We start from the raw sequence: 23,644 nt of genomic DNA on the forward strand, positions 1-23,644 counted from the left end.
TTCTTGGACCTTCTGCACCAGAGATCTCGGACTCCCAAAACTCTGACATCTCAGTTGATTTTCCTGGAGAGAACGCCTGTTTCCCGCCGCCTTGACATCGAAAGGTGCTGGTGCGTTGGCTCGATCTGGGATCGCCTCCACGCCACGCTCATCGACCGGAGGCTTTCGCTAAAAATCCCGCTCCACCAGCAATTGGCCGATCTTGGCGTGCAGCTTCTCGATTTCCGCCTCGATGGCAGCCTTGGCCGTCTGATCGCCACTATCGAACAGGCTGGCCATCCCATCCATCGCCTGGCGCTTCCATGTCCCGAACATTGTGTGATGAATGCCGTGCTTCGCAGCCAATTCGGCTAAGGTCAGTTCTCCCCGAATAGCTTCCATCGCCACCTTAGCCTTGAACTCCGCGCTGTAGCGCTTTCTTGTCGTTTTCATTTCCGTCCATCCCTCAGGTCGGGATGAGCTTATCACCCTGTCCAAAAATTCCGGCATCACCTCAATACGCTTGGCTCTCCTGGAAAAGATCACATGTTCTCCGTCCGCGCCCATAGCATTATAAGTGAGCGCTTCCACCAGATCGTGTCCCACTAAGGCGCTCATATTTTATAATTGATCTTGAACTACAGATGGCATTGGTAATCGTTTTCGCATCCCGCTATGCGTTCTCGCATGAGCGAGGGTATAAGTGACCATCGGGCTCTGTTGGGCCATATGTGGCTGCGGGCGGCGTTCGCACCGCAATGTCCGCCGCCCTATACTGAAAGCTATCTCGTCCGGGTGCGCGGCGCACCGAAGCGATCGCTGGGCGCATCGTCGAATTCTACCCGCGCTCCTATGCTACCGGTGACGATGTCGTCGCCAACTTGCGCTTTGCCCTGCGATATGAACCTCTCGATCTGGGCGTGCTGGCCGCGGTTTTCGCCGCCATGGACACGGAAGTCGTCGCGGCATGGGTACGCGCCGAACCAAGCGGCAGCTATGCCCGCCGCGCCTGGTTCTTCTGTGAGTATCTGACCGGCGAACGGCTCGACGTACCGGATGCCGCCGCCGGCAACTATGTCGAGGCGCTCGATTCGCACAAACATGTCGCCGGGGCGCGGCGGAACTCGTCACGGCACCGCGTCGTCGACAATCTGCTCGGCACGCCGGACCTGTGTCCTACGGTTCGTCGCACAGCGAAGCTGGAAGAGCAGATCGGGGTTCATATAGATGCCGAAGCACGCGCGATCATCGAGCGTTACGACCCGGCGGTGCTCGCCCGCGCGGTCCGATATCTTTTCACCAAGGAGACGCGCTCGTCCTTCGCGATTGAGGGTGAGGCGCCCAGCCCGGATCGGACCGAACGGTTCGTCGCGGCGCTGCGCTCAGCCTCCAGCTTCGACACGGGCGACAAAGACGCAATGGTGCGGCTGCAGAATTCAATCGTCGATCGCCGCTATGCCGCTACCGACTGGCGCAACTTCCAGAATTTCGTCGGCGAGACGACCATGGATTTCCGCGAGGAGATACATTTTATCTGCCCTCGGCCCGAGGACGTCCCCTCGTTGATGACCGGCTGGATGGCGCTGACGGCACGGATGCTCACCGACAGCATCGAACCTGTCGTGGCGGCGGCGGTCGCGGCCTTCGCCTTCGTCTTCATCCACCCGTTTGAGGACGGCAACGGCCGCATCCACCGCTTCATCGTCCACCATGTGCTGAGCAAGACCGGTTTCAGCCCGGACACCATGATCTTCCCGGTGTCGGCTGCGATCGTCCGTGATCAACGCAGCTATGATGCGGTGCTGGAGAACTTCTCCCGGCCCCTGTTCAGCGCGATCGAATGGGGCTGGACCACCGACCGCGAGATCGAGGTCCGCAACGATACCGCGCGGCTCTATCGCTTCTTCGACGCCACTCCGGTCGCCGAGTACCTCTATGACCGCGTGGTCGATACCGTCCGCACGGACTTACGCGAGGAACTGGGCTTCCTGACGGTGTTCGACCGCGCAATGGAAGGAGTGCGCGCAATTGTCGATATGCCGGACCGCCGCGCCGCGTTGCTGATCCGCCTGATGCTTCAGAATGGTGGACGGCTTTCCAACAGCGAACGCGATCGCTTCAACGAACTGACCGATGCCGAGATCGCCGCGATGGAGCAGGCGGTACAGCAAGCGCTGGCCACGTCGCTTGACGTGTGAGATCGATTATCGATCTGTGAAAATAATTAGATATCAGGCAGCCGATCGAGATTTGGTTACATGGAAGCTGTAAGCCTTTAAAGCTGCTGCTCCAAGCTGCAGGGGCGCCGGTCTCGCGCCGGTCAAGCAGCGGATCGATCCACCCGCCACTTGGGTGACGTCATTTGAGCGGGGTCTGCCTGCCTGGGCCGCCAAGCGACCATATTCATGCGCCCTGCCAATTGATTATTCCCGGCAACAATGCGACTCTCCACTAAGGAGGCAATTTCGATGACCCAATTGGGCAAGTACTGGGCAAACGTCCCCGCAGACTTTGTTAACCGCAAGGAAAACGGGCCTGAAATGGTAACTAACCCCTGTGTTGACATCGCAGGGGTCGCAAGTTCAATCCTTGCCACGCCCACCATCGAAATCCCGTGAAACCAACGATTTTGCGGGTTTTTGTTTACCTGGAGGCAGCGACCAGCCCTGCCGTGCCCACGACTACTCTGGGCGGTCCTGAAGTCAGGTTGTCGTCATGAGGCGGAACTAGGGCTCTGACCTCCGGTCCTGCTGCTCAATCTCATCCAGGACGGCCTCCGGCGCTACGTCTCGAGCAATGTCGTCCAGCACCGGATCGCCGGCTTTTCTGATTCCCAGATGCTGTGCCAATTCCAGGTTCAGCTGCACGAGCTTGGTGATCTCATGCTCAGCCAACAGGCTGATCTGAAGATCGAGGTCAGCTCTTTTGTCCGCCGCAGCTGCTGCTCGGTTCTGGCTGATCAATACAAATGTCGACAGGAATATGGCTTCGACCGATGCCCAGGTCGCGAGAATGACGAAGGTCGGGTCGAATGGCTTCACGCCAGGAATCACGCCCAGGTTTATCGCCACCCATGCGCCGAACAGCAGCATGTGGAGGTATACGAAGCGCATGCTGCCGGTGAATCGCGTTATCGCTTCAGCAGCCTTTTCCTGGATGCTCGCTCTTTGCTCTTCGCCGCGGCGGCGCGCTTCCAGGGCGGCGATGTTCCGCTTCAATGCTTCGGAAAGATTGGGTGGCTGAGGCGGCGGAACTGTCACCGCTGCTTCCGGCTCGCGCCCCGGAGGATTGCTCATAGTCACTACCTCCCAGGAGCGAGCCTGTTCACCTCAGGCTCTCCCCTCTCCATCCTTTGGTGAGAGTTTGCGCTGGAGAAACGAGAGAACCAGGGTCTCTTCGGGTGAAAGCTGTGTCAGGTCTCCGCGCAATTCTTTCTCTACCTCCTCCCGCGCCTCCAGGATCAGGGCGTCGTTCAGATAACTGTCGAATATCTCCGGATGGATGTAGCATTTTCGGCAGACCGTCGGCGTGTTGCCGAGCCGAGCCGCCACCGTCTCGATGGCGGCCCGAATGTTTCGCTTTGCCGCCGCCTGGCTGTCGACCTTCTCAAGTTCAGCAAGCGCCAGCGCTGCGAGCACCGTGCCGCTCCACGTCCGGAAATCCTTGGCGGTGACGTCGCGCCCGGAGATTTCCTTCAAATAGCCATTTATATCGCCGGAGGTCACCTCCCGCTGCTCGCCCGCATCATCGATATATTGAAAAAGGTGCTGACCTGGCAGGTCCTGGCTGTTCTTGACGATCTTCGCGATACGACGGTCGCGCAGGGTCAGCCGCCATTGCTTCCCACTCTTGCCCTTGAACCGGAAACGCATTTCAGATCCATTCACATCGACATGCCGATCGCGCAACGTCGTCAGTCCATAACTCTTGTTCTGTTTGGCATAATCAGCATTTCCTACGCGGATCATTGTTGTCTCAAGCAGGCGGACGACAGCGGCGAGGACTTTCTCGCGTGGCATGCCTCTCAAACTCAGATGCTCTTCCACCTTAGCTCTGATCCTGGGCAGGGCAGCGGCAAATTCCAGCAAATGCTCATATTTGGTGCTGTCACGAATTTCGCGGAATTTTTGATGATAGCGATATTGTTTACGGCCTTTAGCATCCCTGCCCGTCGCCTGAAGGTGACCATTGGCGTCCGCGCATATCCAGACGTCGGTGTAGGCTGGCGGAATAGCAAGCTTGCGAATGCGCGCGAGGGTTTCCGCATCGCGAACCGCACTTCCATCCGCCCGGCGATATTGGAACCCCTTCCCTCGTTTGATCCGCCTGACGCCCTCTTCTTCATCGCTTGTGTAAACGAGCCCAGCCACTTCCGCAGCTTCTCGCGCGTCCACAATCGCGCCATTTTCGTTGTCATCGGGGACGATCGGCGAGGTTTCAAGGTTCATGGACGGAAATCGCCTGGGATGAGGCGCCGGTTCCCGCAATCTGAAATAACGGCGGCACTAACCGGAAAGTGAACCGTTCAAGAGCGCTGAAACGCGATCATATGAAGGGAATCCACCGATGACACTCGAAGGCAAGAAGATCGCCATTCTCATTGCGCCGCGCGGGACGGAAGAGCCGGAATTTACGCAGCCGAAGGCAGCGGTGGAGCAAGCGGGGGGCACAGTCACGGTGATCAGCCTGGAAGCGGGCGAGGCGCAGGCGGTCAACAATGATCTCGACCCCGGGGCAACCTTTCCTGTCGACAAGGCGATCGGCGAGGTTTCCGCCAAAGATTTCGACGCACTGGTCATTCCCGGCGGATCGGTAGGCGCTGACAAGCTGCGGGGGTCGAAGGAGGTCGTCGCGTTCGTGCGCGCATTCTTCGATCAATCCAAGCCTGTCGCCGCAATCTGCCACGCACCCTGGACACTGGTTGAGGCGGATGTCGTCAAGGGACGGACGCTTACCTCCTTCCCGACACTCCAGACCGATATCCGCAACGCCGGTGGAACATGGATCGATCAGGAGGTCGTCGTAGACAAGGGATTGGTGACGAGCCGCAATCCGAAAGACCTCCCCGCCTTCTGCGCGAAGCTAATCGAGGAGATCAGCGAGGGCAAGCATGCCGAAGAAGGAGAAAGCACCTAAGGTCTATCGAGTGTCACCAGATATCTTGTGTCGCAGCATCAACATCGCGGCGAGGTGCGAGCTTAATCCACCGCGAGCCGTTCTAACGCTGGACGCGCTAATAATTCACGCGGGTGAACATCGAGCCGTCGATGACGAAGTTCGCGCCCGTGGTGAAGCTCGACCGGGGGCTGGACAGGAAGAGGGCCGTCGCGGCGACTTCATCGGGTACTCCCATCCGGCCGGTGGGATGTAATGCCAGCATCGCGTTGAAATAGTCAGGCCGTTCCGCGCGCAGGCGGCCGACGCTGCCGTCTTCGTCATAGATCATGCCTGGGGAGATGGTGTTGAACCGGACCTTCTTGGGCGCATATTGGCGTGCAAATCCCTTTGTCAGGTTGGTCAGTGCGGCCTTCATCGCCGAGTAGGCGTCAGGTCCTCCGACTTGGGTGGACGCCATCGAAGATATGGTCAGGAATGAGGCATCCCCCTTTGCGGCGGCCGCAGCCTCCAGATAGGGGATCACCACTTCGGCAGCGGCAATCGCGCCGATCACGTCCGATTCGAACGCCAATCGCCATTCCGCTTCCCCATTGCCGGAAGCGATGCTGCTGGCGTTCGCGATATACATGTCGATACCGCCCAGTGCCGCGGCGGCCTCATGGATAAATGCCCGCAGCGCCGAACCATCGGTAATATCGACCGGAGCACCGAAGGCTGGAACGCCGTACCCCTCAAGCTTTTTGAGGGCGGCCGCAACATGATCGGCATTGCGCGCACAGATCGCGACCTTCGCTCCCTCGGCTGCAAATAGCTCGGCTGTGGCCCGGCCGATGCCACGGGTGCCGCCAGTAATGACGACTGTCTTTCCTTCAAGGTGCAGGTCCATGTCTTCCCCTTCCCGTTCGATTACCTTTGGCTGGGCATCCGTTTGCACCATATGAAAAGCAATGTGCACAAGGCACAACCGACTAAGATCGCGCCGACCTATGCCTCTAGCGCATAGCTGGGAGTGGAAATGCCAAGTGTCCGTTTTGGCAGCCGCCCTGCCCGTGGCGGCGCGGCAGGCGCCTTCATGCGGGCAGTATAAATTCGATCGGCGCGCTGAATTCGATACGCTCGCCAGGGAGCTCTACCGGGGCGCGGGGATAGGGGGACGCGCGCTGCAGCATCGCTCTGGCTTCCTCATCGAGAACCGGATTGCCCGAGCCCCTGATGATCGCGCCTTCCAGCAAGGTCCCGGCGCGATCCAGGATGAATCGAACCTGCACTTGCCCTTCCTCGCGTCGCATACGAGCGCGGCGGGGGTAAATTTTATGAGCGTAGAGCCAGGATCGAACCTTCGCGGCGTAGCTCCGGCTGGTGCCCGACGGGGCCTTGATATCAGCGCCATCTTCCACGCCGCGTGGGGGAAGCGAAGATGTGGCAGGCGAAGCCGCAGCCCGCTCAGCCCCGGACGCATCCGATGTAGTCATGACAGGGCTTGCGACTGGCGCGACAGGTGCGATCGGCACGAGGGTAGACGGCGGTGACTGATCCATCCTCAATGGCTGCACCACAGCGGAGGAAACCGACGGTCGAACTACCGGCCTCTGCTCAGCGGTTTGAGAGGAGCCTGCGGAAGCCGCCTCCCTTTCCTCCGCCCCTTGTTCAACCCCCTTCAGCTGCGCCAGCGACAGGACCGTCAGCGCAGGCGATTCCTGCCGTCGCGCCGCCTGCCCCATTCCCAGGTTCAGCAGCGCCGCGATCAGCAATCCGTTCACCAGCAGGGAAGCCGCTGCCGGACCGCTAATGCGGAAGGATGGAACCGCCCGCGCCATCATCGTCAGAATGTGTTCGCTACGCTGAACTTGAAGCTCTGTCCTTCGGCCGCCAACGCGGACAAGTGGCGGCGATATTGCTTGTCGAACAGATTATCCACGGCAACGCGGAACTCGAATCCCTTCGCCGCGCCGCTCCGTGGCTTGAACGCGAAGAAGAGGTTGTGGACACTATAGCCTGGGGTCGGCAAGCCCGATCCGGCAGAAGAAAAGACGCCCGTCGTCACCTTGTCCTGCCGTTCGGCGAACTCGCCGGTCCAACCGCCCGAAAGACCCGTTGCCGAATCGGCGTAGCCCAGCGTCAGGCGATAGTCATTGGCGGGAATGGTGTTGAGATAATTGTCCGTCAGGCGATCCTTGCCGTCGATAAAGGAAGCATTGGCCCGCGCGAAAAAGCCGCCGACGCTATATTCTGCCTCTATCTCCAGCCCCTTGAAACGCGACCGGTTGATATTCTGGAAATAGGGCGTCCCCGCAGGGGCGGCGACGTTGACGATCAGGTCCTTCACGTCGTTCTGGAACAGGGTGGTCTTCGCGCGGAACCGGTCTCCACGTCCCAGCGCATCATCGAAGGACAGGGTGAAGCCGACCTCATAATTGTCGGACTTCTCAGGCCGTAGATTAGGGTTCTCAGGCCGCGTCGCGGACCGGGTGAAGACCTCATCCACATTGGGCATGCGTACCGTACGTGCTGCAGACCCGAACAGGCCGAACCATGGGGTGACATTGTACAATGCGGCAAGCTTGGGCGAGACACCGCTGTCTTTCACCCGCCGCGTCAAAGTTGTGCCACCGACGACCGTGTCCCCAGGCTTAAGGTCTGTCCAGTCGATGCGAACGCCGGGCATGATGGTCAGCTTGTCGGACCAGACGATCTCCAGCTGGCCGAACAGCCCATAACGGCTCATGTCACCTTCCGGATGGGTGCCCGCACCCGGCGTCACCGTACCGTTCAGGGCCACGCGCGGATTGCGCCGCTCCTGCATACTCCACTGGCCACCGGCAATGAGGAAGGCCGTCCAGTCGCCGCCCATGTCGAAACGGCTGCTGTTCTGCAGCTTTGCCTGCCAGCTTTCGTAGGAAAAGTCCGAATAGGCCAACGGTCCAAGGAACGCCGTTTCGGTCTGGTGCACCTTCGACAGCGAATAGGCGATCTGCGCCTCTACATTGAAGATCTTGCTGCCGTCGAAATCGTTCACATAGCCCAGCACCGCCGTCTTATCGTGAACGCGGCGCCGCATCAGGCTGTTTCCGGTAGCCGCCGAAACCTGGTCGTAGACCTGCGGCGCGTCACTGATCCAATCCTGGTAGCTGGCCCAGATGGCGTGGTTCCGGTTGCCGCCGATGGAAACGCGGCCCTTTGCCAGCCAACTGTCCGATAGCGTTGCGGATGCAGCGACGATGCCGCCATTACCGCTCCTGTAATCATCGCTGCGGCGGTAATTATAGCTGCCCAGCAGTTCGACGCCCTCAACCGGCTGCGCGGCGACGATGCCCGACAGCGTATGCGCTTGCGCGTTGGTGTCTGTCGCGGCCTTCAGACGGACGGCCAGCGGATCTCCGCCGGTCAGGAAATCGGACGCATCCTTTGTCGTGAAATTGACGACGCCCGCCAGCGCGCCAGCTCCGTAAAGGGTCGAGGAGGCCGGGCCGCGCAGGACTTCGACCCGCTTGTAAAGCTCGGGCTCGGTGAACAGCGCGCCCATGCGATATTGCTCGTAGAATTTGGTGACGCCGTCGACATTGAGCAATATCCGATTATCGGAATCCCCCACGGCCGTGCCGATGCCGCGGATGTTGAAGCCCTGCCCCAGTTGGCCGACGCCGCCCTGCACGTTCACGCCCGGCATGTCTTCCAGCAGATCGCCGATCGTCATCGCCTGGGCTTGATCAATATCGTCCTGATCAAGCGTGCTGACGGCTTGGGGCGTATCGATGGCCACCTTTTCTGCCCCTGCGGATATGACCATGCGATCCAGGGTCATGCGCGTTGTTCCCGGCGCGTCGGCTGCCTGCTGCGCCCAAAGCTCGGCGGGCACGGCGATCAGCACGGCGCACATCAGAAGCTTTGCCTTGGTCTTCATCATCTTACCCCCTTTTGCATCTCCACGGGACATCAAGGGCCCCACACGGCGCTCGGCTTACCAATAATGAACGATATTGCAAGTGAGTCGCATTAGATATATCAGGAAACTGAAAGGGGATTTTGATGAAATTGTCGCGACTTCATTCTGCCGCGTGGCTTGCGATCATCTTGGGTGCTTCCACTGCCCAGGCGCACATGCCTTATGTGCTGCCCACCCAGTTCGATCTGGGCAAGGCTGACCATGTCACCGTTCAGTCGGCGTTTGCTGAGGATGCCTTTTTACCTGAAGTTGCCATGCGTGACGCGCCCTTCCACTTGATAGGGCCGGACGGAAAGCAACTTGCGATCGGCCCCGTCACGCATTTGCGCGACATCAGCATGTTCGAAGCGGCGATCCCTTCGGACGGGACTTACCGGGTGACGAGCGGCCTTCGCGCCGGACGCAAGGGCAAGATGTTCAAGGCCGGGAATGACTGGAAAATGCGCGGCGAGGGTAGCGAGCCGCCTGCTGGCACTGCGGAGGTCGATGTGCAGAGCATGACGTTGGCAGAAGCCTATGTCACACGCGGCCAGCCTACCCAGACCGCGCTGAAGCCGACTGGCAAGGCGCTGGAAATCCAGGTCATGTCTCATCCCAATGCGACCGTCGCTGGAACAGATGCGAGCTTCACGCTGCTCTTCGATGGCGAGCCGCTGGCTGGCGCGGACATCACCCTGTTCCGCAGCGCTGGCCTGTATGATGGGCGAAAGGTGGCCGCTCAGGTGAAGAGCGGCTCGGATGGCCGCTTCGTCCTGAGACCGCAAGATGCTGGCACCTATCTTATACTTGTACGCCATCGCGCCGCCGCTCCGGCGGGGTCAGAAACGCCCTATCGCAGCTACACCTACACTTTGGCCTTCGACGCGGCCTGACCCTTTTTCCAGCTAGAGGATATGATATGAAAATTCGGCTCTTCCTGACCGCCGCCCTGCTGGCAGCATCGGGCACGGCGTTCGCCGCTCCGCATGAAGGATCGGCCTTCATCCACGATTATGATGCCGATCATGATGGGCAGGTCACCCGCGCCGAGTTCGACGCCGTCCGGACTGCTCGCTTCAAGGCGACGGATGCCAATGGTGACGGGTGGTTGTCCGAAGACGAATATGTTGGCGAATATCGCGCCCGGCTTGAGCAGCAACTGGCAGCATCGGACCGCAGCGAGGAGAAAAAGGCAGAAGAGCGGCAGCGGCAGATGCGTCAGGCCAAAATTCGCTTCGGCGTGCTGGACAAGGACAAGGACACCAGGATGAGCCGGGCGGAATATGACGCCTCGGGCGCCCGTGCTTTTGCCGAGCAGGATGATGACAAGGATGGTGTCGTGACTGCTGCCGATGCGGCTGCCACTCGCGCGAAGCAACTCGCCGCACAGCAGAAAAACTAGCGTTACCCATGGCGGACTGAGAAAGGAGCAGAGTTGCAAGTGCGGCTCTGCTTCGCCTGGCGTCGCTTCTATTCAGGGCGACAGGTTTCGGGAGCCCAAGTGGGCAACGAGCATATCGATGGCTTGGGATAATTTCTCATCGAGAAGCGCAAGGAGCTTCGTCCAGCCCAGCATGTCGTTCAGTTCGCCAGGCCCATCGGAGATGCCGCGTAGGCCCATGAGCGGGACAGCGAAGCGCTGGCAGGCCCGGGCAATCGCGAAGCTTTCCATGTCGACCATTTCCGCGTCTATCAGCGCATATTCCTCGCCCCCTACGATATTCGCGCCGGTTGAAAGGCGCGCGGTGGGGAGGTCGAGGGGCGTGTGCAACGGTAGATCGACGGGGTGATCTATGAACGGCGTCACGCCCTTGGCAAAGCCCAGGCGGGAAGCGTCCATGTCTCGCCAGGAAACGCTGGCGACTTGATAGACTTCTCCCAACTGGCAGGTGCGGGACCCGGCTGATCCCAAGGAGACGGCGAGGTCGGGCAGAGAGTCCTGCTGGTGGAGGTGCTGAAGCGCGAGGCTGGTCGTAACGGCAGCTTCGATCGGGCCGACACCGGTCATCAGCGGTGTGACGCGGGAACGCAGATGCGGGCCATATTCGTCCTCGATCGCCATGATGAAGAGGACGCGATTTCCGGCGATTATTTCGCAATTTGGCAGGCCGGAGGGAAAATGCATGAAGAAAACCGTTAATTGCCGGGAAATTTGAGGAGGGCGGCGGTGGCGACGCCGTCGGCTTCGAGGGCGGCGCGGCCGCCTAGGTCGGGGAGGTCGATGGCGAAGAGGGCGAGGAACAAGGTCGCGCCCTGCTCGCGGAGGAGTTGGGCGGCGGCGAGAGCGGTGCCGCCAGTGGCGATGAGGTCGTCTACCAGCAGGACGCGAGTGCCCTGCCCTATCTGTCCTTCATGCAATTCGAGCCGATCGGTGCCATATTCAAGCACATAATCGATGCCGACAGTCCTTCCGGGTAGCTTGCCGGGCTTGCGGATGGGGACGAAGCCGAGACCCAGCGCATGGGCGAGCGCTGCACCGAGGACGAAGCCGCGAGCCTCTATGCCGACGACGATGTCAGCGTTCAGCGGACGCGCGATCGCGGCAAGTCTGCTGACGAGCGCGGAGAAGCCTTGAGCATTGGCCAGCAGCGTCGTGATATCGCGAAACAGGATGCCCGGCTTGGGGAAGTCGGGAATGGTCCGGACCAGCGCGGCGAGTTCATCGATATCCATGGCTACTCCCAATGAAAAAGGGGCGCGGTGTCACTCGACGCCGCGCCCCTTCCCTATTCATTCCTTCGGCCGAGCGGCGCTCAGGCGGCCTTCTTCTTGTCGGCCCAGATATTCTGGTAGGACATATAGGCCAGAGCCGTCGCGATCAGCAGGAAGACGATGGTTGCCAGACCCGCGCGGCGGCGGTTCTCAAGCTTCGGTTCGGCAGTCCAGGTGAGGAACGCCGCGACGTCCTTGGCCATCTGGTCAACGCTCGCCTTGGTGCCGTCACCATAGGTCACCTGGCCATCAGCCGTGAGCGGAGGCGCCATGGCAAGGTTCAGGTTAGCAAAATAGGGGTTGTAGTGGAGACCCTCAGGCGTCTTGGCGTCCGGGAAGTGCTTGAGCAGTTCAGCCGGTTGCTTCTGATAGCCAGTGATCAGCGAGTAGACATAGGCCGAGCCGTCGTGACGCGCCTTGGTCATGAGCGAGAGATCCGGCGGGATCGCATTGTTGTTCGCCGCAGCCGCCGCGACATTGTTCGCGAAGGGCTTGGGGAAATAATCAGCCGGAACGGGCTCACGCGTCGACATCTCACCCGTCTTGGGGTCAACGTCAGGCGTCTTGATCGCCCACTGCTTGGCGATCGCCTTAACTTCCGCCTCGTTATAGCCGATGCCCTGAAGGTCGCGGAAGGCGACGAACTTCAGGCTGTGGCAGGCCGAGCAGACTTCCTTGTAGACCTGGAAGCCGCGCTGCAGCTGAGCCTGGTCGAACTTGCCGAGAGGGCCGTTGAAGGAGAAGTCCACTTCCTTGGGATGCTTGTGGAACTCATGCTCCACCGTCTTGGCAGGCGGTTCGGAGACATAGGCCACCGCGCCCACCAGGAAGGAGATCAGCAGCCAGCCAGCAAAGAAGAGGCCGACGAGAAATGCGCCGATGCGAACCATGTTGATCTTGTCCCCTCTTAGCCGGCGTTCGACGGCTGCGGATCTGCGCCCATGCCGGGCAGCGCGTCCTGTTCGCCCTTGATGTTATGACGGTTGAGCACCGATTCCGTGATCGAGCCCGGCAGCGGCAGCGGCCGTTCAAAGCGCGAGATCAGCGGCAGGATGATCAGGAAGTGGGCGAAGTAGTAAGCGCCCGCAATCTGGGAGATCATCACATAGGGTTCTTCCGCCGGAGCACCGCCGCAATAACCCAGGATCAGCACGTCGATGATCAGGATCCAGAAGAACTTCCGGAAGGTCGGACGGTAATTGCCCGAACGCACCGGCGAGGTATCCAGCCAGGGCAGGAAGAAGAGCATCAGGATGGCGCTGAACATCGCCAGCACGCCCAGCAGCTTCGCGGGGACGAAGAAGAAGTCCACGGTGAAGGCGCGCAGGATCGCGTAGAAGGGCCAGAAATACCATTCAGGAACGATGTGCGCAGGCGTCGAAAGCGGGTTCGCTTCGATATAGTTGTCCGGGTGGCCGAGATAGTTCGGCGCGAAGAACAGCAGGATCGAGAAGAGGATCAGGAAAACGCCAACCCCGAAACCATCCTTTGCCGTGTAGTAAGGATGGAAAGGCACGGTGTCCTGCGGACCCTTCACTTCAACGCCGGTCGGGTTCGACGAACCCGGAATGTGCAGCGCCCAGATGTGCAGGATGATGACACCCGCGATCACGAACGGCAGCAGGAAGTGCAGCGAGAAGAAGCGGTTCAAGGAGGCGTTGCCAGGAGCAAAGCCGCCAAGCAGCCAAGTCTGGATCGGCTCACCCACGACCGGGATCGCGCCGAACAGGCCGGTGATCACCTTCGCGCCCCAATAGGACATCTGCCCCCAGGGAAGCACATAGCCCATGAAGGCCGTCGCCATCATCAGGAGGAAGATGACGAGGCCAAGCAGCCAGACCATTTCACGCGGTGCCTTGTAGGAGCCGTAGAAAAGGCCGCGGAAAATGTGGAGATAGACGACGATGAAGAAGAAGCTGGCGCCGTTGGCGTGGGCATAGCGCATCAGCCAGCCAGCGTTCACGTCGCGCATCGTCTGTTCAACGGTGCCGAACGCAACCAGCGTGTTCGCGCCATAATGCATGGCCATGATCACGCCGGTGACGATCTGGATCACCAGCGCGAGGCCAGCGAGAACACCGAAGTTCCAAAAATAATTGAGGTTGCGCGGGACCGGATAACCGGCGCCGATCGCATTGTAGACGAGGCGCGGAAGCGGCAGCTTCTCGTCGATCCACTGCATCGCGGGATGCTTAGGAGTATAGTGCTCAGCCCAGGGAAAGCTCATGGTTTCTTACCTCAGCCTACGAGAATGGCGGTGTCGGAAGTGAAGGCGAACTTCGGAACTTCCAGGTTCTTGGGCGCGGGACCCTTACGAATGCGGGCCGCCGTGTCGTAGGACGAACCGTGGCAGGGGCAGAAATAGCCGCCAAATTCACCCTTATTCTCACCCTCGCCCGCGCCGAGCGGCACGCAGCCCAGATGGGTGCAGACGCCCATGGTGACGAGCCACTGCTTCTTGCCATCGACGGTGCGTTCTTCCAGCGTCTGCGGGTCACGCAGGCCGGAAACGTCGACCTTGTCGGCTTCAGCGATTTCCTTGTCCGTCAGATGACGCACGAAAAGCGGCTGCGAACGGAAGGTCGTCTTGATCGCCTGACCCGGCTGGATCGCGGAAAGATCGACCTCGGTCGAAGCGAGCGCCAGCACGTCCGCACTCGGATTCATCTGATCGACGAGCGGAATGACGACGGCAACAGCCCCGACCCCCGCGAAGCTTACTGCGGCGATATTGATGAAGTCGCGACGGCGCACCCCACCTTCGCCGGATAGACCTTGGCTGTCCGTATGTTCAACGCTCGCCATGCACCTCAACCCTTGCAAAGACGTCCCTGATACCCGCCGCATTGCCGTTTCCGGCCCTGATTATGGAAGAGAGCCACGGCGCCCACGGAATATGGGCCCCGCCTTTCCCCCTGGCGTGGTTCGCGGGCCTGATAGACCCACTGTAGCTTCTTTGCCAACAGCAATTTGGCCATGGCTATGACAATTTGCCCTGCTGCATTATGCGCAGGCCATGCGTATTGCCCTTTACCAACCCGAGATTGCGGGGAATGTCGGCGCTATCCTGCGCCTTGCCGCCTGTTTTTCCGTGCCCGTGGACATCATCATGCCGATGGGATTCGCCTTTTCCGACGCCAAGCTGAAGCGCGCCGCGATGGATTATGGCGCGTCGGCAGAGGTGACTCGCCATGCCAATTTCGAGGCGTTCGACGAAATCCGGCGCAGGGAAGGCCGCCGCCTGGTGCTGATGAGCAGCCATGCTTCGCAGCCCCTTCCCGAGGTGCGTTTCCAAAGCAACGACATATTGCTGATGGGTTCGGAAAGCGCTGGCGTTCCGGACGCCGTGCGGGACATGGCCGACCTGCGCGTGCGAATCCCGATGGCGGCGGGGTTCCGGTCCTTGAACATCGCCGTTTCCACGGGCATCGCGGTTGCCGAAGCCCTTCGCCAGACTGGCCAGTTTCCACAATGATCGAGATTTCGCGATGACATTGCACCTCAACCCCCAGCAGCAGGCCGCCCGTAACTGGTTCGAATCGCTGCGCGACCGCATCTGCGCCGAGTTCGAAGCGATCGAGCGGGAAGCGGGAAGCGATGCTTCTTTCGTCTACACGCCATGGGATCGCGAAGCACCGGGGCTGACCCCGGGCGAAGGCGGCGGCGGCGTTCGCGGCGTAATGAAGGGCAGGATATTCGAGAAGGTCGGGGTGAATGTGTCGACCGTTTCGGGCGAGTTCGCTCCCGATTTCGCGAAGACCATTCATGGCGCGGGGGAAAACCCGGCTTTTTTCGCGACCGGGATCAGCCTGGTCGCGCACATGGCCAATCCGCATGTCCCAGCGGTCCATATGAACACGCGCTATCTGATCACGTCCAAAAGCTGGTTCGGGGGCGGCGCGGATCTTAATCCCCCCCTGCCCCGGGATGAGGACACGGCAAGTTTCCACGCGGCGTTCAAGGACGCGTGCGACGCGCATGACGCGGACTATTATCCCCGCTTCAAGGCATGGGCCGATGAGTATTTCTTCATTCCCCATCGCGGCGTCCATCGCGGCGTCGGCGGCATCTTCTACGACCATCTGGAGTGCGAGGATGATGCAGGGTTCGACGCGAATTTCGCTTTCACCCGATCGGTGGGCGAGGCGTTCCTGAAGGCCTTTCCCCCGATCGTGCGGCGGCGGATGGGCGAAAGCTGGAGCGAGGAGGATTATGCCCAGATGCTGGAATGGCGTGGCCGCTACGCGGAGTTCAACCTGGTGCATGACCGGGGCACGCTGTTCGGGCTGAAAACCGGGGGCAATGTCGACGCGATCCTGATGAGCCTGCCGCCGATGGCGAGCTGGAGCTGACTTCCATGCCGCTGACGCCGGTCGCCAATGACCAGATTGCGACGATCGTGACCTATCTGGAGATGGTGGAGCGGCCCCGGCCAGCGCCGATCCCGCCTGCTCCATTGCGGCTGGTGCCGTGGAAGACCCCTGCGCCGGATGCCTATCGCGCGCTGTTCCGGCGTGTGGGGGAGCCGTGGCTCTGGTTTTCGCGCCTCGTCATGAGCGATGCGGAGCTGACGGCGATCATCCATGATCCGGGGGTGCAGGTCTTTGCAATCACGGATCCGCGGGGCGTGGAGGTGGGCTTGCTGGAGCTTGATTTCCGGGCGCTGCCAGACTGCGAGTTGAGCTTCCTTGGCCTTGTACCCGGCCTGACCGGCAAGGGATTCGGGGCTTGGGTAATGGCGCAGGCCAAGTCGCTGGCGTGGCGCAAGGATGTGCGCCGCTTTTGGGTGCATAGCTGCACGCTGGATAGCCCGGGGGCGCTCGGCTTTTATCAGCGGGCGGGATTTGTCCCCTATAAGCGCGAGATCGAGACCTTTGCCGATCCTCGGCTGACAGGGCTATTGAGCGCCGACGCCGCGCCGCACGTGCCGATGCTGGGTCAGTCCGCCTCGGCCTGACGATAGAGCCGGGCGATCATGACGAGCATGTAGACCTGCACCACGGTGGAGACGACCGCCGCCGCGACGCCGCCAACGAGCCGCGCGCCTTCCGCTCCGGCGACCAGGCGGCCGACCAGGCCGAAGATGACCTGCGCGGCCGACCCGACGATGGCGGAGAGCAGCGTCAGTACGAGAAGGAAGCCGAACAGACGCCAGAAATGGCCGCGTGTGAGCGCCCAGCTGTGTCGAAGCGAGGCCATGACGCCCTCATTGCCGTCGATCACCACCGGATTGAGCAGCAGAAGGCGGACGCTGGCAAAGAGCATGACAGCGCCGCCGCCAGCCAGCAGTAGCATGACGAGGGCAGCGGCGATGGGCTTCGCCACCATGGAGAAGGCGACGACGACCATCATGCCGACAATGGCTATGGCAAGCAGGACGCCGATCACGACCAGGGCCGTGCCGAGCAGCACGGGCAAGCGGGAGAAGCTGAGCCGCAGCGCTTCGCCGACGCTGATGCCGGGCCTGAGCGCCAGGGCGAAGAGGGCGAGCGAGCCGAACCAGATGATGATGACTCCGATCAGCGTCGAGAGCATGAAACTGGCCGGGATGTCGGGCATCGCGCCCTTGTCCATGCGCCATGTGGCGAGTTCGGGCGGGGTCATCTCCTGAAGGATGAGGCCGGGCAGCGCGACGAACAGCAGGGCGACGGGGAAGAGCAGGCTGCGTTCGCGCGCGACGAAGGCGACCGCTTCTTCCCATGCCTTGCCGATCGACATCGCCGTCATATCTTCGCCTTTTCCCGTACTGAAATCGGGGAGGAGACTTGATCGCTCCCCTCGCCCAAGTCAAGGAAGTGCCATGTCATCCTCTCCCCCTTCGCCGGCCGGGGCCGAACAGATCGAATGGCGGGTCGATTCGGCGCCGGTCGACTATCCGCATGCGCTCGCCGACATGGAGGCGCGGGCGGCGGCGATCTTCGAGGGCGAGGCGCAAGAGCGGGTGTGGCTGCTCGAACATCCGCCGCTCTATACGGCGGGGACGAGCGCCGATCCGGCCGAGCTGATCGACCCGCGCTTTCCGGTGCATGATGCGGGGCGCGGCGGGCGCTACACCTATCATGGGCCGGCGCAGCGGATCGGCTATCTCAACATCGACCTCAGCGCGCGTGGCAAGGATGTGCGCAATTTCGTCCACCATCTGGAAGGATGGATGATCGATGCGTTGGCGGACCTGGACATAGCGGCGCGGCGGGCGGAGGGGCGGATCGGCATCTGGGCCGATGACCTGGACGGGCGCGAGGCGAAGATCGGCGCGCTCGGCATCCGGGTGCGGCGATGGGTGACGCTGCATGGCTTTTCCATCAACGTCGATCCCGACCTGTCGCATTTTGGCGGCATCGTGCCGTGCGGGCTTGCGGAATATCCTGTCACGAGCATCGCGGCGCTGGGCAAGAAAGCGTCGATGGCCGATCTCGACGCGGCGTTGAAGGCGCACTTTCCCGCTTTCCTCGGCCGGTTGCGGCGCTGCGGCGCGGGGGTTGAGCAATGCGGAGCGGGCCGCTAGGGTCCGCGCCTACGCCGGGTGGGGGCCGCCGGGCATCACATGTTTGGGAGACCCGGATGCGCTGTGAAGCGAGGATGATCTTTACTGCCCTGCTGTTGACGGCAAGCGCCATGCTGGGGGCGTGCGGCAAGGACGACAAGACGAGCAACACGGTCCAGATGAAGGATCTGGAGGTCGTCGACGGCACGACCACGGATGCCATGACGGACCTGGACGGCGTGCAGAGCGAGGCGCCGTCTGCCGCCCTGCCGTCCGTCGGAGGCAATAACAGCGCCGCTGCCGCATCTCAGTCGGAACCCGCCGCTGCCAACGCAACGCGGGGCGAGGCAGAAGTGCTTTCGGATCAATAGAAGAAGCAAGGCGTTCAGGCGCAATACAGGCGCCATCGGCAAGGCATATGACAAGGAAAGCCCTGCCCGACCGTCGTTCACCAAGGCCGCCCTTCACAAAGGGCCATCCATAAAGGGAAAGTCATGCGATCCAGTTCCACCCTGCGCCGGATCTGTTCCGGGTTGATGCTTGCCGCCGCGCCGCTGCTGGCGCAGCCTGCCGCAGCCCAGTTCTTCTGGTCGCCGCCCGATTTCTCCGCGCCGCCGCTGACCGATGCCGAAGCGGCCACCGCACTGGGCCTGCCGGGCGCGACGGCGGAGGAAATCCGCGCGGGCCTGGTGTGGAACCTGCGCGCCGCGCTCAACGTCGCCGCGCTCCAGTGCCAGTTCGAACCCACGCTGCTGTCGATCAGCAACTATAACGCGATGATCGCGCATCATGACGCCGAGATGGATTCGGCCCAGTCTGTGCTGCTCGGCTATTTCCAGCGCACCGTCGGCAAGGGCAAGCCCGGCCAGGCGGCGTCGGATCAATATGGCACACGCATCTATTCCGGTTATTCGACGGTGCAGGCGCAGCGGGGCTTCTGCCAGGCGGCGGCACAGGTCGGACGTCAGGCGATCTTCGCCAATCGCGGCAGCCTGCATGAGGTGGCGCGCACGGGCCTGGGATCGATCAAGAAGTCGCTGGTGCTGGCAGGCGAGCAATTTTACGGCGATCCGGGCCGGAGCTTTGCGCTGACCCTGCCTTCGTTCGACAAGAAATGCTGGAAGAAGGACAAGCTGCGGCCGAACTGCCAGGCGGATTATGAGCAGAAGGTGGCGGCCAGGTGATGATGTGAGGAGCGGAGTCTTCGGGGCTCCGCTCTTTTTTGGTCTTGTTCGCGAGGACAATTAACCCGTTCGGGCTGAGCCTGTCGAAGCCCCTAACTTCCTTCCAAGAAGTAGAGCCCTTCGACAGGCTCAGGGCGAACGGAGGAGGGGTAAGTTCGACTGGCGGGGGGGGGGCAGTTCGACCGCGACCTTTTACCGCAGCCCCAGATATTTGTGCGACTGAAGGCTCAGCCGCCATTTCGGGCGGGCCATGACGAGATCGATCGCCGCCTGCATGTTCGCCGCCGCGTCGGCGCTGTCGAGGGGTTGGATCAGCAGGTTATCAAAGGCCCAGCCTTCCATCGCCTCCACATCGCCGATGCTGTGTCCCCTGCCCGGTTGCGGCCAGACCAGTTTCAATTCGTTGCCGCTGCGCTGGACGACATCGCTGCCTGCCTTTGGGCTGATGCAGACCCATTCTATGCCGGGATGGGCCGGAATCGTGCCGTTGCTTTCGATGGCAATGATGAAGCCACGGGCGTGCAGCGCGTCGATCAGGGCATCATCGACCTGCAACATGGGCTCGCCACCCGTCATGACGATGTAGCGGCCTTCTTCGCCAGTGCCCCAAAAGGCGAGCGCCGCGTCGGCAAGCGCCTGCGCATCGGCGAATTTGCCGCCGCCTTCCCCGTCCGTGCCGACGAAATCGGTGTCGCAGAACTGGCACACGGCCTTGCGCCTGTCTTCTTCACGACCGGTCCAGAGGTTGCATCCGGCAAAGCGCATGAAGACGGCGCGGCGGCCGCTATGCACGCCTTCGCCCTGCAGCGTCAGGAACATTTCCTTGACGGCATAGGTCATCGACGAACCCCTTATGGCCTGACGGCGTAACGGGTGGGATCGGGCAGGCCCGCTTCCTCAAAGCCCTTGGACCGGAGGCGGCAGCTGTCGCAGAGGCCGCAATGCTGGTCGCCGGGCGCAGGATCATAGCAGGACCAGCTCATCCCAGCATCCAGGCCCAGCCGGTTTGCCTCCCGCGCGATGGCGGCCTTGCTCATATGCTGCAGGGGCGCGTTGATCCGGACGGGATGGCCCTCGACACCCGCCTTGGTCGCGAGCGACGCCAGATGCTGGAAGGCGTCGATAAATTCAGGGCGGCAGTCGGGATAGCCGGAATAATCCAGCGCGTTGACGCCGATGAAAATGTCGTTTGCCCCCGAAACTTCGGCAAGGCCAAGCGTCAGCGACAGGAAGATCGTGTTGCGCGCGGGCACATAGGTGTTGGGAATGCCCGGCCCCACCCCGTCCTTGGGCACGGGCATGTCCGCCGTCAGGGCCGAGCCGCCGAACGCGGTGAGGTCGAGGGGGAGGACGATGTGCCGCCGCGCGCCAAGAGCGGTGGCGATGCGCGCCGCCGCCTGCAATTCGACACGATGCCGCTGATTATAGTCGATGGTGAGCGCGACCAGTTCATAGCCCGCCTCACGCGCAAGTCCGCCCGCGACCATCGAATCCAGCCCGCCCGACAGCAGGACGACCGCAATTTTGGGATCATTGGAAAGCATCGCGTTGCGCTACCCCTGCCGGAGCGCTGGCGCAAGCCGCCCGGTCAACGGCACGCCCCGATCCGCCGTCCTTCCATGCTGAAGGAAAAAGGTGCGCCCCCGGCGATCCCTTGGGATTGGATCTGGACCAGACGCGGCGTTTCGATGCGCAGGTCCGTGCGGCCGCTGCCCGCCCCGCCACATTCGTAGCTTACCACCACCCGCTTCGCGCCTTCGTCAACCGGCAGCCGCTTGCAGCTGTCGCGGCCATGGCGGAGCTGGATCAACTGGCGAATGGCGGTGAGGCAGATGCGGCGCACGTCGCCCTTGCCGCCCTCTTCCGTCCGTTCGCGCAATTCCCATTCCCCCGGCTCAAGGCCCCGAAGTGGTTGTTGTGCAAGCGCCTGAGACGCGACTGGCAATGTCGCGATCAACATCGCAGCGGCCGCACCCATGGCGCGCAGACCTGACGTCATTCGATAGCCCCCGTATTTCATCGCGGACTCCGGAAAAATCGGCTTGCCGTGCACGGCGGCGTCACCTTCCATGCACCCAAATGCGGCCTGTTGATAGCGCCAGCCCCCGCTAGAGCATCAACCTCCCCCGAAATCGTAACGGATTCGTGTCAGCCTTGCGCGAAGCTGTCCAGCGAAACCGGAAAGAGGCGGGAGCAAAAGGCGCAGTCGACACCGATAACCCCCTGGTCATCAGCCATGTGCGCCCGTTCTTCCGCCGGGAATCGGCCGATCACGCTGCGGATATGCGCAAGGTCGCAGCGGCACCCCTTGCTCAAGGGCACCGGCTCTGTGACGCGGACGACCTCTTCCTCATGGAAAAGCCGCCAGACGATGTCGGTCAGCGGCAGCCCTTCGTCGGTCAGTTCCTTGTCGCTCAGCGTGACGGCCAGCGCCTTCACATGTTCCCATTCGGGATGATCATGGCGGGTATGCAGGCGTTCGCGGCCAACCTCTCCCTCGGGAAGATGCTGAAGCAGCATGCCCGCGGCGAGGCACCCCTGCCCCGCATCATGGCGCGTGGCGATGCGCACGATGCTGGGGATTTGTTCGGACTGGAAGAAATAATGTTCCGCCGCGTCCGCCAGCGAATCGCCGTCGAGCGGCACGATGCCCTGATAGCGCTCACCCGTGACCGCCTGGTCGAAGGTGATGGCGAGGAAGCCCTTGCCGAACAAGCCAAAGAGCGTCGGGTCGGGGCCAAGCTCCGCCAGCCTGTCAGCATCGAACTTGGCGTAGCCGCGCACTTCGCCGCCCTTGTAATCTGCGACAAGCAGGCTGACGACGCCATGTTCGTTATGCGCCTGCAATGTGAGCTGGCCGCCCGCATCCTTGAGCGTCGAACCAAGCAGTGCGGCAAGGACGAGCGCCGAGGCGAGCAGCCGTTCCACGGGCGGCGGATAGGCGTGGGCGGCCAGCACATCGTCCAGCACAGGGCCAAGGCGCAGGATGCGGCCGCGCGCATGACGCGACGGGATCGTGAAACCCTGGGCCTGGTCGATATCGGCGGGTGCGTTCAAGTCAGGCTCCAAAATGAGGTATAAGGCCGTCTTATGAAAAACCGTCATGCTGACCGTGTTTCAGCATCCATTTCTACCCGCGCGGAGAGGCCTGCGGGGCACGATGGACGCTGACAAGCCCGGCATGACGACTAGAAATAACGTCGCCTCTGCGTGTTTCGCCCTAGATAGGACGCGTCACCCGAATCTCAACCAAGGCGGCCCGCTGCCCAGAGCAGCACGGACTTTTGCGCGTGAATGCGGTTTTCCGCTTCGTCCCAGATCAGCGACTGTGGACCGTCGATCACTTCGGGCACCACCTCTTCGCCGCGATGGGCGGGAAGGCAGTGCAGGAATTTGGCGTCCGGCTTCGCCTTGGCTATCAGCTCTTGCGTGACCTGATAGGGCATCATGGCCTTGAGCTTTTCGTCGGCATGCGGCTGACCCATGGAAATCCAGGTGTCGGTGACGACCGCATCCACCCCCGCCACGGCCTCGACCGGGTCGCGGGTGAGCGTGATGCCGGCGCCGAGGTCTTGGGCTTGTCTGATAAAGGCGTGGTCGGGCTCATAGCCTTCGGGGACGGCAATGCGCAGGTCGAACTTGAACAGGCCCGCTGCTTCGATGATCGAGTGCAGGACATTGTTGCCATCGCCGAGCCATGCCCATTGGCTGCCCGGCAAGGCAACGCCATGTTCGACCAAAGTCAGCAGGTCCGCCATGATCTGGCAGGGGTGCGACAGGTCGGTCAGTCCGTTGATGACAGGGACGGTGGCGTGCCGAGTCATCTCCTCGATCTTGGCATGATCGTCGGTGCGGATCATGATCATGTCGACCATGCGGGAAAGGACCCGAGCGGTGTCCGCAATGCTTTCGCCACGACCCAGCTGGCTGGTCGCGCCATCTAGGATGAGCGAGGTGCCGCCGAGCTGGCGGATCGCCATGTCGAAGCTGACGCGGGTGCGGGTGCTGTTCTTTTCGAAGATCATCGCCAGCGTGTGCCCGGCGAGCGGCGCGTCGGCATCTGCCTGACCCTTTGGCAGGCCCTTGCGCGCGGCTTTTCGGTCGATGGCGTCGGCGATCATGGCAGCGAGCGCGTCTGCGCCCGCGTCGGAGAGATTCAGGAAATGTCTGGTCATAATCAAACCCCTCAACTCGTTCGGGCCAAGCCTGTCGAAGCGCACTTCTCTATTCAAAAGAAGGAGTGCC

Annotated in this window: 27 protein-coding genes and 1 pseudogene; 11 read left to right on the plus strand and 17 right to left on the minus strand. The window is 61.8% G+C overall.

What is annotated here, in order from left to right; translation table 11 throughout:
- Window positions 1-62 precede the first annotated feature (62 nt).
- A pseudogene (locus NCHOL11_RS18540) lies at window positions 63-432 on the minus strand (transposase); the annotation flags it as partial.
- A 491-nt stretch (window positions 433-923) separates the two neighbouring features.
- On the opposite strand from NCHOL11_RS18540, the gene NCHOL11_RS09680 reads away from it, so the two are divergent.
- Window positions 924-2,177 carry a Fic family protein gene (locus tag NCHOL11_RS09680; protein WP_217991056.1) on the plus strand — a complete coding sequence of 418 codons (1,254 nt, stop codon included), beginning with the start codon at window positions 924-926 and terminating at the stop codon, window positions 2,175-2,177.
- Between the two features lie 270 nt (window positions 2,178-2,447).
- A complete protein-coding gene (locus tag NCHOL11_RS18365; protein ID WP_217991057.1) occupies window positions 2,448-2,597 on the plus strand; it encodes a hypothetical protein in 150 nt (49 codons plus the stop codon).
- A gap of 108 nt (window positions 2,598-2,705) precedes the next feature.
- Here the strand turns inward: NCHOL11_RS18365 and NCHOL11_RS09690 are convergent, their stop codons facing one another.
- Together NCHOL11_RS09690 and NCHOL11_RS09695 are read right to left on the minus strand one after the other, a co-directional pair.
- Window positions 2,706-3,197 (minus strand): DUF1003 domain-containing protein, encoded by a 492-nt coding sequence (locus NCHOL11_RS09690; protein WP_255254757.1) that lies wholly within the window; start codon window positions 3,195-3,197, stop codon window positions 2,706-2,708.
- A gap of 111 nt (window positions 3,198-3,308) precedes the next feature.
- Complete coding sequence (locus tag NCHOL11_RS09695) at window positions 3,309-4,427, minus strand: DNA topoisomerase IB (protein ID WP_097092122.1); 1,119 nt, start codon at window positions 4,425-4,427, stop codon at window positions 3,309-3,311.
- Between the two features lie 118 nt (window positions 4,428-4,545).
- Here NCHOL11_RS09695 and NCHOL11_RS09700 point away from each other — a divergent pair, with 118 nt between their 5' ends.
- The gene (locus NCHOL11_RS09700; protein WP_097092123.1) at window positions 4,546-5,115 is read left to right on the plus strand and encodes a type 1 glutamine amidotransferase domain-containing protein; all 570 of its coding nucleotides are present in this window, start codon (window positions 4,546-4,548) and stop codon (window positions 5,113-5,115) included.
- A 97-nt stretch (window positions 5,116-5,212) separates the two neighbouring features.
- On the opposite strand, the gene NCHOL11_RS09705 is transcribed toward NCHOL11_RS09700, so the two are convergent.
- The 3 genes from NCHOL11_RS09705 to NCHOL11_RS09715 all read right to left on the minus strand — a co-directional run bounded on the left by NCHOL11_RS09705 (window position 5,213) and on the right by NCHOL11_RS09715 (window position 9,001).
- Window positions 5,213-5,983: an SDR family NAD(P)-dependent oxidoreductase gene (locus tag NCHOL11_RS09705; RefSeq protein ID WP_097092866.1), complete on the minus strand. Its 771-nt coding sequence runs from the start codon at window positions 5,981-5,983 to the stop codon at window positions 5,213-5,215.
- Window positions 5,984-6,167: 184 nt separating this feature from the next.
- Window positions 6,168-6,914, minus strand: a complete 747-nt coding sequence (locus NCHOL11_RS09710) for an energy transducer TonB (RefSeq protein WP_097092867.1) — start codon at window positions 6,912-6,914, stop codon at window positions 6,168-6,170.
- Between the two features lie 5 nt (window positions 6,915-6,919).
- Window positions 6,920-9,001 carry a TonB-dependent receptor domain-containing protein gene (locus NCHOL11_RS09715; protein WP_097092124.1) on the minus strand — a complete coding sequence of 694 codons (2,082 nt, stop codon included), beginning with the start codon at window positions 8,999-9,001 and terminating at the stop codon, window positions 6,920-6,922.
- Window positions 9,002-9,123: 122 nt separating this feature from the next.
- On the opposite strand from NCHOL11_RS09715, the gene NCHOL11_RS09720 reads away from it, so the two are divergent.
- A complete protein-coding gene (locus tag NCHOL11_RS09720) occupies window positions 9,124-9,912 on the plus strand; it encodes a DUF4198 domain-containing protein (RefSeq protein ID WP_097092125.1) in 789 nt (262 codons plus the stop codon).
- Between the two features lie 26 nt (window positions 9,913-9,938).
- Window positions 9,939-10,421 carry a hypothetical protein gene (locus tag NCHOL11_RS09725; RefSeq protein ID WP_097092126.1) on the plus strand — a complete coding sequence of 161 codons (483 nt, stop codon included), beginning with the start codon at window positions 9,939-9,941 and terminating at the stop codon, window positions 10,419-10,421.
- Window positions 10,422-10,493: 72 nt separating this feature from the next.
- Here NCHOL11_RS09725 and NCHOL11_RS09730 read toward each other — a convergent pair whose 3' ends face one another.
- The 5 genes from NCHOL11_RS09730 to petA form a co-directional block, all read right to left on the minus strand.
- Window positions 10,494-11,144, minus strand: coding sequence for a 5'-methylthioadenosine/S-adenosylhomocysteine nucleosidase (locus NCHOL11_RS09730; RefSeq protein WP_097092127.1), 651 nt, complete (start codon window positions 11,142-11,144; stop codon window positions 10,494-10,496).
- 11 nt (window positions 11,145-11,155) lie between these two features.
- Window positions 11,156-11,692 carry an adenine phosphoribosyltransferase gene (locus tag NCHOL11_RS09735; protein ID WP_097092128.1) on the minus strand — a complete coding sequence of 179 codons (537 nt, stop codon included), beginning with the start codon at window positions 11,690-11,692 and terminating at the stop codon, window positions 11,156-11,158.
- Between the two features lie 80 nt (window positions 11,693-11,772).
- Window positions 11,773-12,621, minus strand: a complete 849-nt coding sequence (locus NCHOL11_RS09740) for a cytochrome c1 (RefSeq protein ID WP_097092129.1) — start codon at window positions 12,619-12,621, stop codon at window positions 11,773-11,775.
- A gap of 17 nt (window positions 12,622-12,638) precedes the next feature.
- Window positions 12,639-13,958: a cytochrome b gene (locus tag NCHOL11_RS09745; protein ID WP_097092130.1), complete on the minus strand. Its 1,320-nt coding sequence runs from the start codon at window positions 13,956-13,958 to the stop codon at window positions 12,639-12,641.
- An 11-nt stretch (window positions 13,959-13,969) separates the two neighbouring features.
- Window positions 13,970-14,536, minus strand: a complete 567-nt coding sequence (gene petA / locus NCHOL11_RS09750) for a ubiquinol-cytochrome c reductase iron-sulfur subunit (protein ID WP_097092131.1) — start codon at window positions 14,534-14,536, stop codon at window positions 13,970-13,972.
- A 211-nt stretch (window positions 14,537-14,747) separates the two neighbouring features.
- Here petA and NCHOL11_RS09755 point away from each other — a divergent pair, with 211 nt between their 5' ends.
- The 3 genes from NCHOL11_RS09755 to NCHOL11_RS09765 are packed head-to-tail and all read left to right on the plus strand — an operon-like array spanning window position 14,748 to window position 16,688.
- A complete protein-coding gene (locus tag NCHOL11_RS09755) occupies window positions 14,748-15,206 on the plus strand; it encodes a tRNA (cytidine(34)-2'-O)-methyltransferase (protein ID WP_097092132.1) in 459 nt (152 codons plus the stop codon).
- A 13-nt stretch (window positions 15,207-15,219) separates the two neighbouring features.
- Complete coding sequence (gene hemF / locus NCHOL11_RS09760) at window positions 15,220-16,083, plus strand: oxygen-dependent coproporphyrinogen oxidase (protein WP_097092133.1); 864 nt, start codon at window positions 15,220-15,222, stop codon at window positions 16,081-16,083.
- A gap of 5 nt (window positions 16,084-16,088) precedes the next feature.
- Window positions 16,089-16,688 (plus strand): GNAT family N-acetyltransferase, encoded by a 600-nt coding sequence (locus NCHOL11_RS09765; RefSeq protein WP_097092134.1) that lies wholly within the window; start codon window positions 16,089-16,091, stop codon window positions 16,686-16,688.
- On the opposite strand, the gene NCHOL11_RS09770 is transcribed toward NCHOL11_RS09765, so the two are convergent.
- Complete coding sequence (locus NCHOL11_RS09770; protein ID WP_097092135.1) at window positions 16,670-17,458, minus strand: glycerophosphoryl diester phosphodiesterase membrane domain-containing protein; 789 nt, start codon at window positions 17,456-17,458, stop codon at window positions 16,670-16,672. The genes NCHOL11_RS09765 and NCHOL11_RS09770 overlap by 19 nt on opposite strands.
- A gap of 73 nt (window positions 17,459-17,531) precedes the next feature.
- Between NCHOL11_RS09770 and lipB the strand changes: the two genes are divergently transcribed.
- The 3 genes from lipB to NCHOL11_RS09785 all read left to right on the plus strand — a co-directional run bounded on the left by lipB (window position 17,532) and on the right by NCHOL11_RS09785 (window position 19,399).
- Window positions 17,532-18,236 (plus strand): lipoyl(octanoyl) transferase LipB, encoded by a 705-nt coding sequence (gene lipB, locus NCHOL11_RS09775; protein ID WP_097092136.1) that lies wholly within the window; start codon window positions 17,532-17,534, stop codon window positions 18,234-18,236.
- A 74-nt stretch (window positions 18,237-18,310) separates the two neighbouring features.
- Window positions 18,311-18,586, plus strand: coding sequence for a hypothetical protein (locus NCHOL11_RS09780; RefSeq protein WP_255254758.1), 276 nt, complete (start codon window positions 18,311-18,313; stop codon window positions 18,584-18,586).
- Window positions 18,587-18,709: 123 nt separating this feature from the next.
- Window positions 18,710-19,399: a hypothetical protein gene (locus NCHOL11_RS09785; protein ID WP_097092138.1), complete on the plus strand. Its 690-nt coding sequence runs from the start codon at window positions 18,710-18,712 to the stop codon at window positions 19,397-19,399.
- Window positions 19,400-19,591: 192 nt separating this feature from the next.
- Here the strand turns inward: NCHOL11_RS09785 and queE are convergent, their stop codons facing one another.
- From queE to argF, 5 genes are all read right to left on the minus strand, one after another.
- The gene (gene queE, locus NCHOL11_RS09790) at window positions 19,592-20,239 is read right to left on the minus strand and encodes a 7-carboxy-7-deazaguanine synthase (RefSeq protein WP_097092139.1); all 648 of its coding nucleotides are present in this window, start codon (window positions 20,237-20,239) and stop codon (window positions 19,592-19,594) included.
- Window positions 20,240-20,250: 11 nt separating this feature from the next.
- On the minus strand, window positions 20,251-20,943 hold the full coding sequence (gene queC / locus NCHOL11_RS09795; RefSeq protein ID WP_097092140.1) for a 7-cyano-7-deazaguanine synthase QueC: 693 nt from the start codon (window positions 20,941-20,943) through the stop codon (window positions 20,251-20,253).
- Between the two features lie 44 nt (window positions 20,944-20,987).
- The gene (locus tag NCHOL11_RS09800; RefSeq protein ID WP_176502214.1) at window positions 20,988-21,398 is read right to left on the minus strand and encodes a DUF3617 domain-containing protein; all 411 of its coding nucleotides are present in this window, start codon (window positions 21,396-21,398) and stop codon (window positions 20,988-20,990) included.
- A gap of 149 nt (window positions 21,399-21,547) precedes the next feature.
- A complete protein-coding gene (hslO, locus tag NCHOL11_RS09805) occupies window positions 21,548-22,504 on the minus strand; it encodes an Hsp33 family molecular chaperone HslO (protein WP_097092141.1) in 957 nt (318 codons plus the stop codon).
- A gap of 140 nt (window positions 22,505-22,644) precedes the next feature.
- Window positions 22,645-23,574, minus strand: coding sequence for an ornithine carbamoyltransferase (gene argF / locus NCHOL11_RS09810; RefSeq protein ID WP_097092142.1), 930 nt, complete (start codon window positions 23,572-23,574; stop codon window positions 22,645-22,647).
- Window positions 23,575-23,644 lie beyond the last annotated feature (70 nt).

The organism is Novosphingobium sp. Chol11 (genome assembly GCF_900218065.1).
Taxonomy (GTDB): Bacteria; Pseudomonadota; Alphaproteobacteria; order Sphingomonadales; family Sphingomonadaceae; genus Sphingobium; species Sphingobium agri.

Bases quoted from the DNA above. Each gene is read 5' to 3' on its own strand.
- NCHOL11_RS09680 (WP_217991056.1), top strand. From the start codon at position 924: ATGGACACGGAAGTCGTCGCGGCATGGGTACGCGCCGAACCAAGCGGC.
- NCHOL11_RS18365 (WP_217991057.1), top strand. From the start codon at position 2,448: ATGACCCAATTGGGCAAGTACTGGGCAAACGTCCCCGCAGACTTTGTT.
- NCHOL11_RS09695 (WP_097092122.1), bottom strand. From the start codon at position 4,427: ATGAACCTTGAAACCTCGCCGATCGTCCCCGATGACAACGAAAATGGC.
- NCHOL11_RS09700 (WP_097092123.1), top strand. From the start codon at position 4,546: ATGACACTCGAAGGCAAGAAGATCGCCATTCTCATTGCGCCGCGCGGG.
- NCHOL11_RS09705 (WP_097092866.1), bottom strand. From the start codon at position 5,983: ATGGACCTGCACCTTGAAGGAAAGACAGTCGTCATTACTGGCGGCACC.
- NCHOL11_RS09710 (WP_097092867.1), bottom strand. From the start codon at position 6,914: ATGGCGCGGGCGGTTCCATCCTTCCGCATTAGCGGTCCGGCAGCGGCT.
- NCHOL11_RS09715 (WP_097092124.1), bottom strand. From the start codon at position 9,001: ATGATGAAGACCAAGGCAAAGCTTCTGATGTGCGCCGTGCTGATCGCC.
- NCHOL11_RS09720 (WP_097092125.1), top strand. From the start codon at position 9,124: ATGAAATTGTCGCGACTTCATTCTGCCGCGTGGCTTGCGATCATCTTG.
- NCHOL11_RS09725 (WP_097092126.1), top strand. From the start codon at position 9,939: ATGAAAATTCGGCTCTTCCTGACCGCCGCCCTGCTGGCAGCATCGGGC.
- NCHOL11_RS09730 (WP_097092127.1), bottom strand. From the start codon at position 11,144: ATGCATTTTCCCTCCGGCCTGCCAAATTGCGAAATAATCGCCGGAAAT.
- NCHOL11_RS09735 (WP_097092128.1), bottom strand. From the start codon at position 11,692: ATGGATATCGATGAACTCGCCGCGCTGGTCCGGACCATTCCCGACTTC.
- NCHOL11_RS09740 (WP_097092129.1), bottom strand. From the start codon at position 12,621: ATGGTTCGCATCGGCGCATTTCTCGTCGGCCTCTTCTTTGCTGGCTGG.
- NCHOL11_RS09745 (WP_097092130.1), bottom strand. From the start codon at position 13,958: ATGAGCTTTCCCTGGGCTGAGCACTATACTCCTAAGCATCCCGCGATG.
- petA (WP_097092131.1), bottom strand. From the start codon at position 14,536: ATGGCGAGCGTTGAACATACGGACAGCCAAGGTCTATCCGGCGAAGGT.
- NCHOL11_RS09755 (WP_097092132.1), top strand. From the start codon at position 14,748: ATGCGTATTGCCCTTTACCAACCCGAGATTGCGGGGAATGTCGGCGCT.
- hemF (WP_097092133.1), top strand. From the start codon at position 15,220: ATGACATTGCACCTCAACCCCCAGCAGCAGGCCGCCCGTAACTGGTTC.
- NCHOL11_RS09765 (WP_097092134.1), top strand. From the start codon at position 16,089: ATGCCGCTGACGCCGGTCGCCAATGACCAGATTGCGACGATCGTGACC.
- NCHOL11_RS09770 (WP_097092135.1), bottom strand. From the start codon at position 17,458: ATGACGGCGATGTCGATCGGCAAGGCATGGGAAGAAGCGGTCGCCTTC.
- lipB (WP_097092136.1), top strand. From the start codon at position 17,532: ATGTCATCCTCTCCCCCTTCGCCGGCCGGGGCCGAACAGATCGAATGG.
- NCHOL11_RS09780 (WP_255254758.1), top strand. From the start codon at position 18,311: ATGATCTTTACTGCCCTGCTGTTGACGGCAAGCGCCATGCTGGGGGCG.
- NCHOL11_RS09785 (WP_097092138.1), top strand. From the start codon at position 18,710: ATGCGATCCAGTTCCACCCTGCGCCGGATCTGTTCCGGGTTGATGCTT.
- queE (WP_097092139.1), bottom strand. From the start codon at position 20,239: ATGACCTATGCCGTCAAGGAAATGTTCCTGACGCTGCAGGGCGAAGGC.
- queC (WP_097092140.1), bottom strand. From the start codon at position 20,943: ATGCTTTCCAATGATCCCAAAATTGCGGTCGTCCTGCTGTCGGGCGGG.
- NCHOL11_RS09800 (WP_176502214.1), bottom strand. From the start codon at position 21,398: ATGACGTCAGGTCTGCGCGCCATGGGTGCGGCCGCTGCGATGTTGATC.
- hslO (WP_097092141.1), bottom strand. From the start codon at position 22,504: ATGACGGTTTTTCATAAGACGGCCTTATACCTCATTTTGGAGCCTGAC.
- argF (WP_097092142.1), bottom strand. From the start codon at position 23,574: ATGACCAGACATTTCCTGAATCTCTCCGACGCGGGCGCAGACGCGCTC.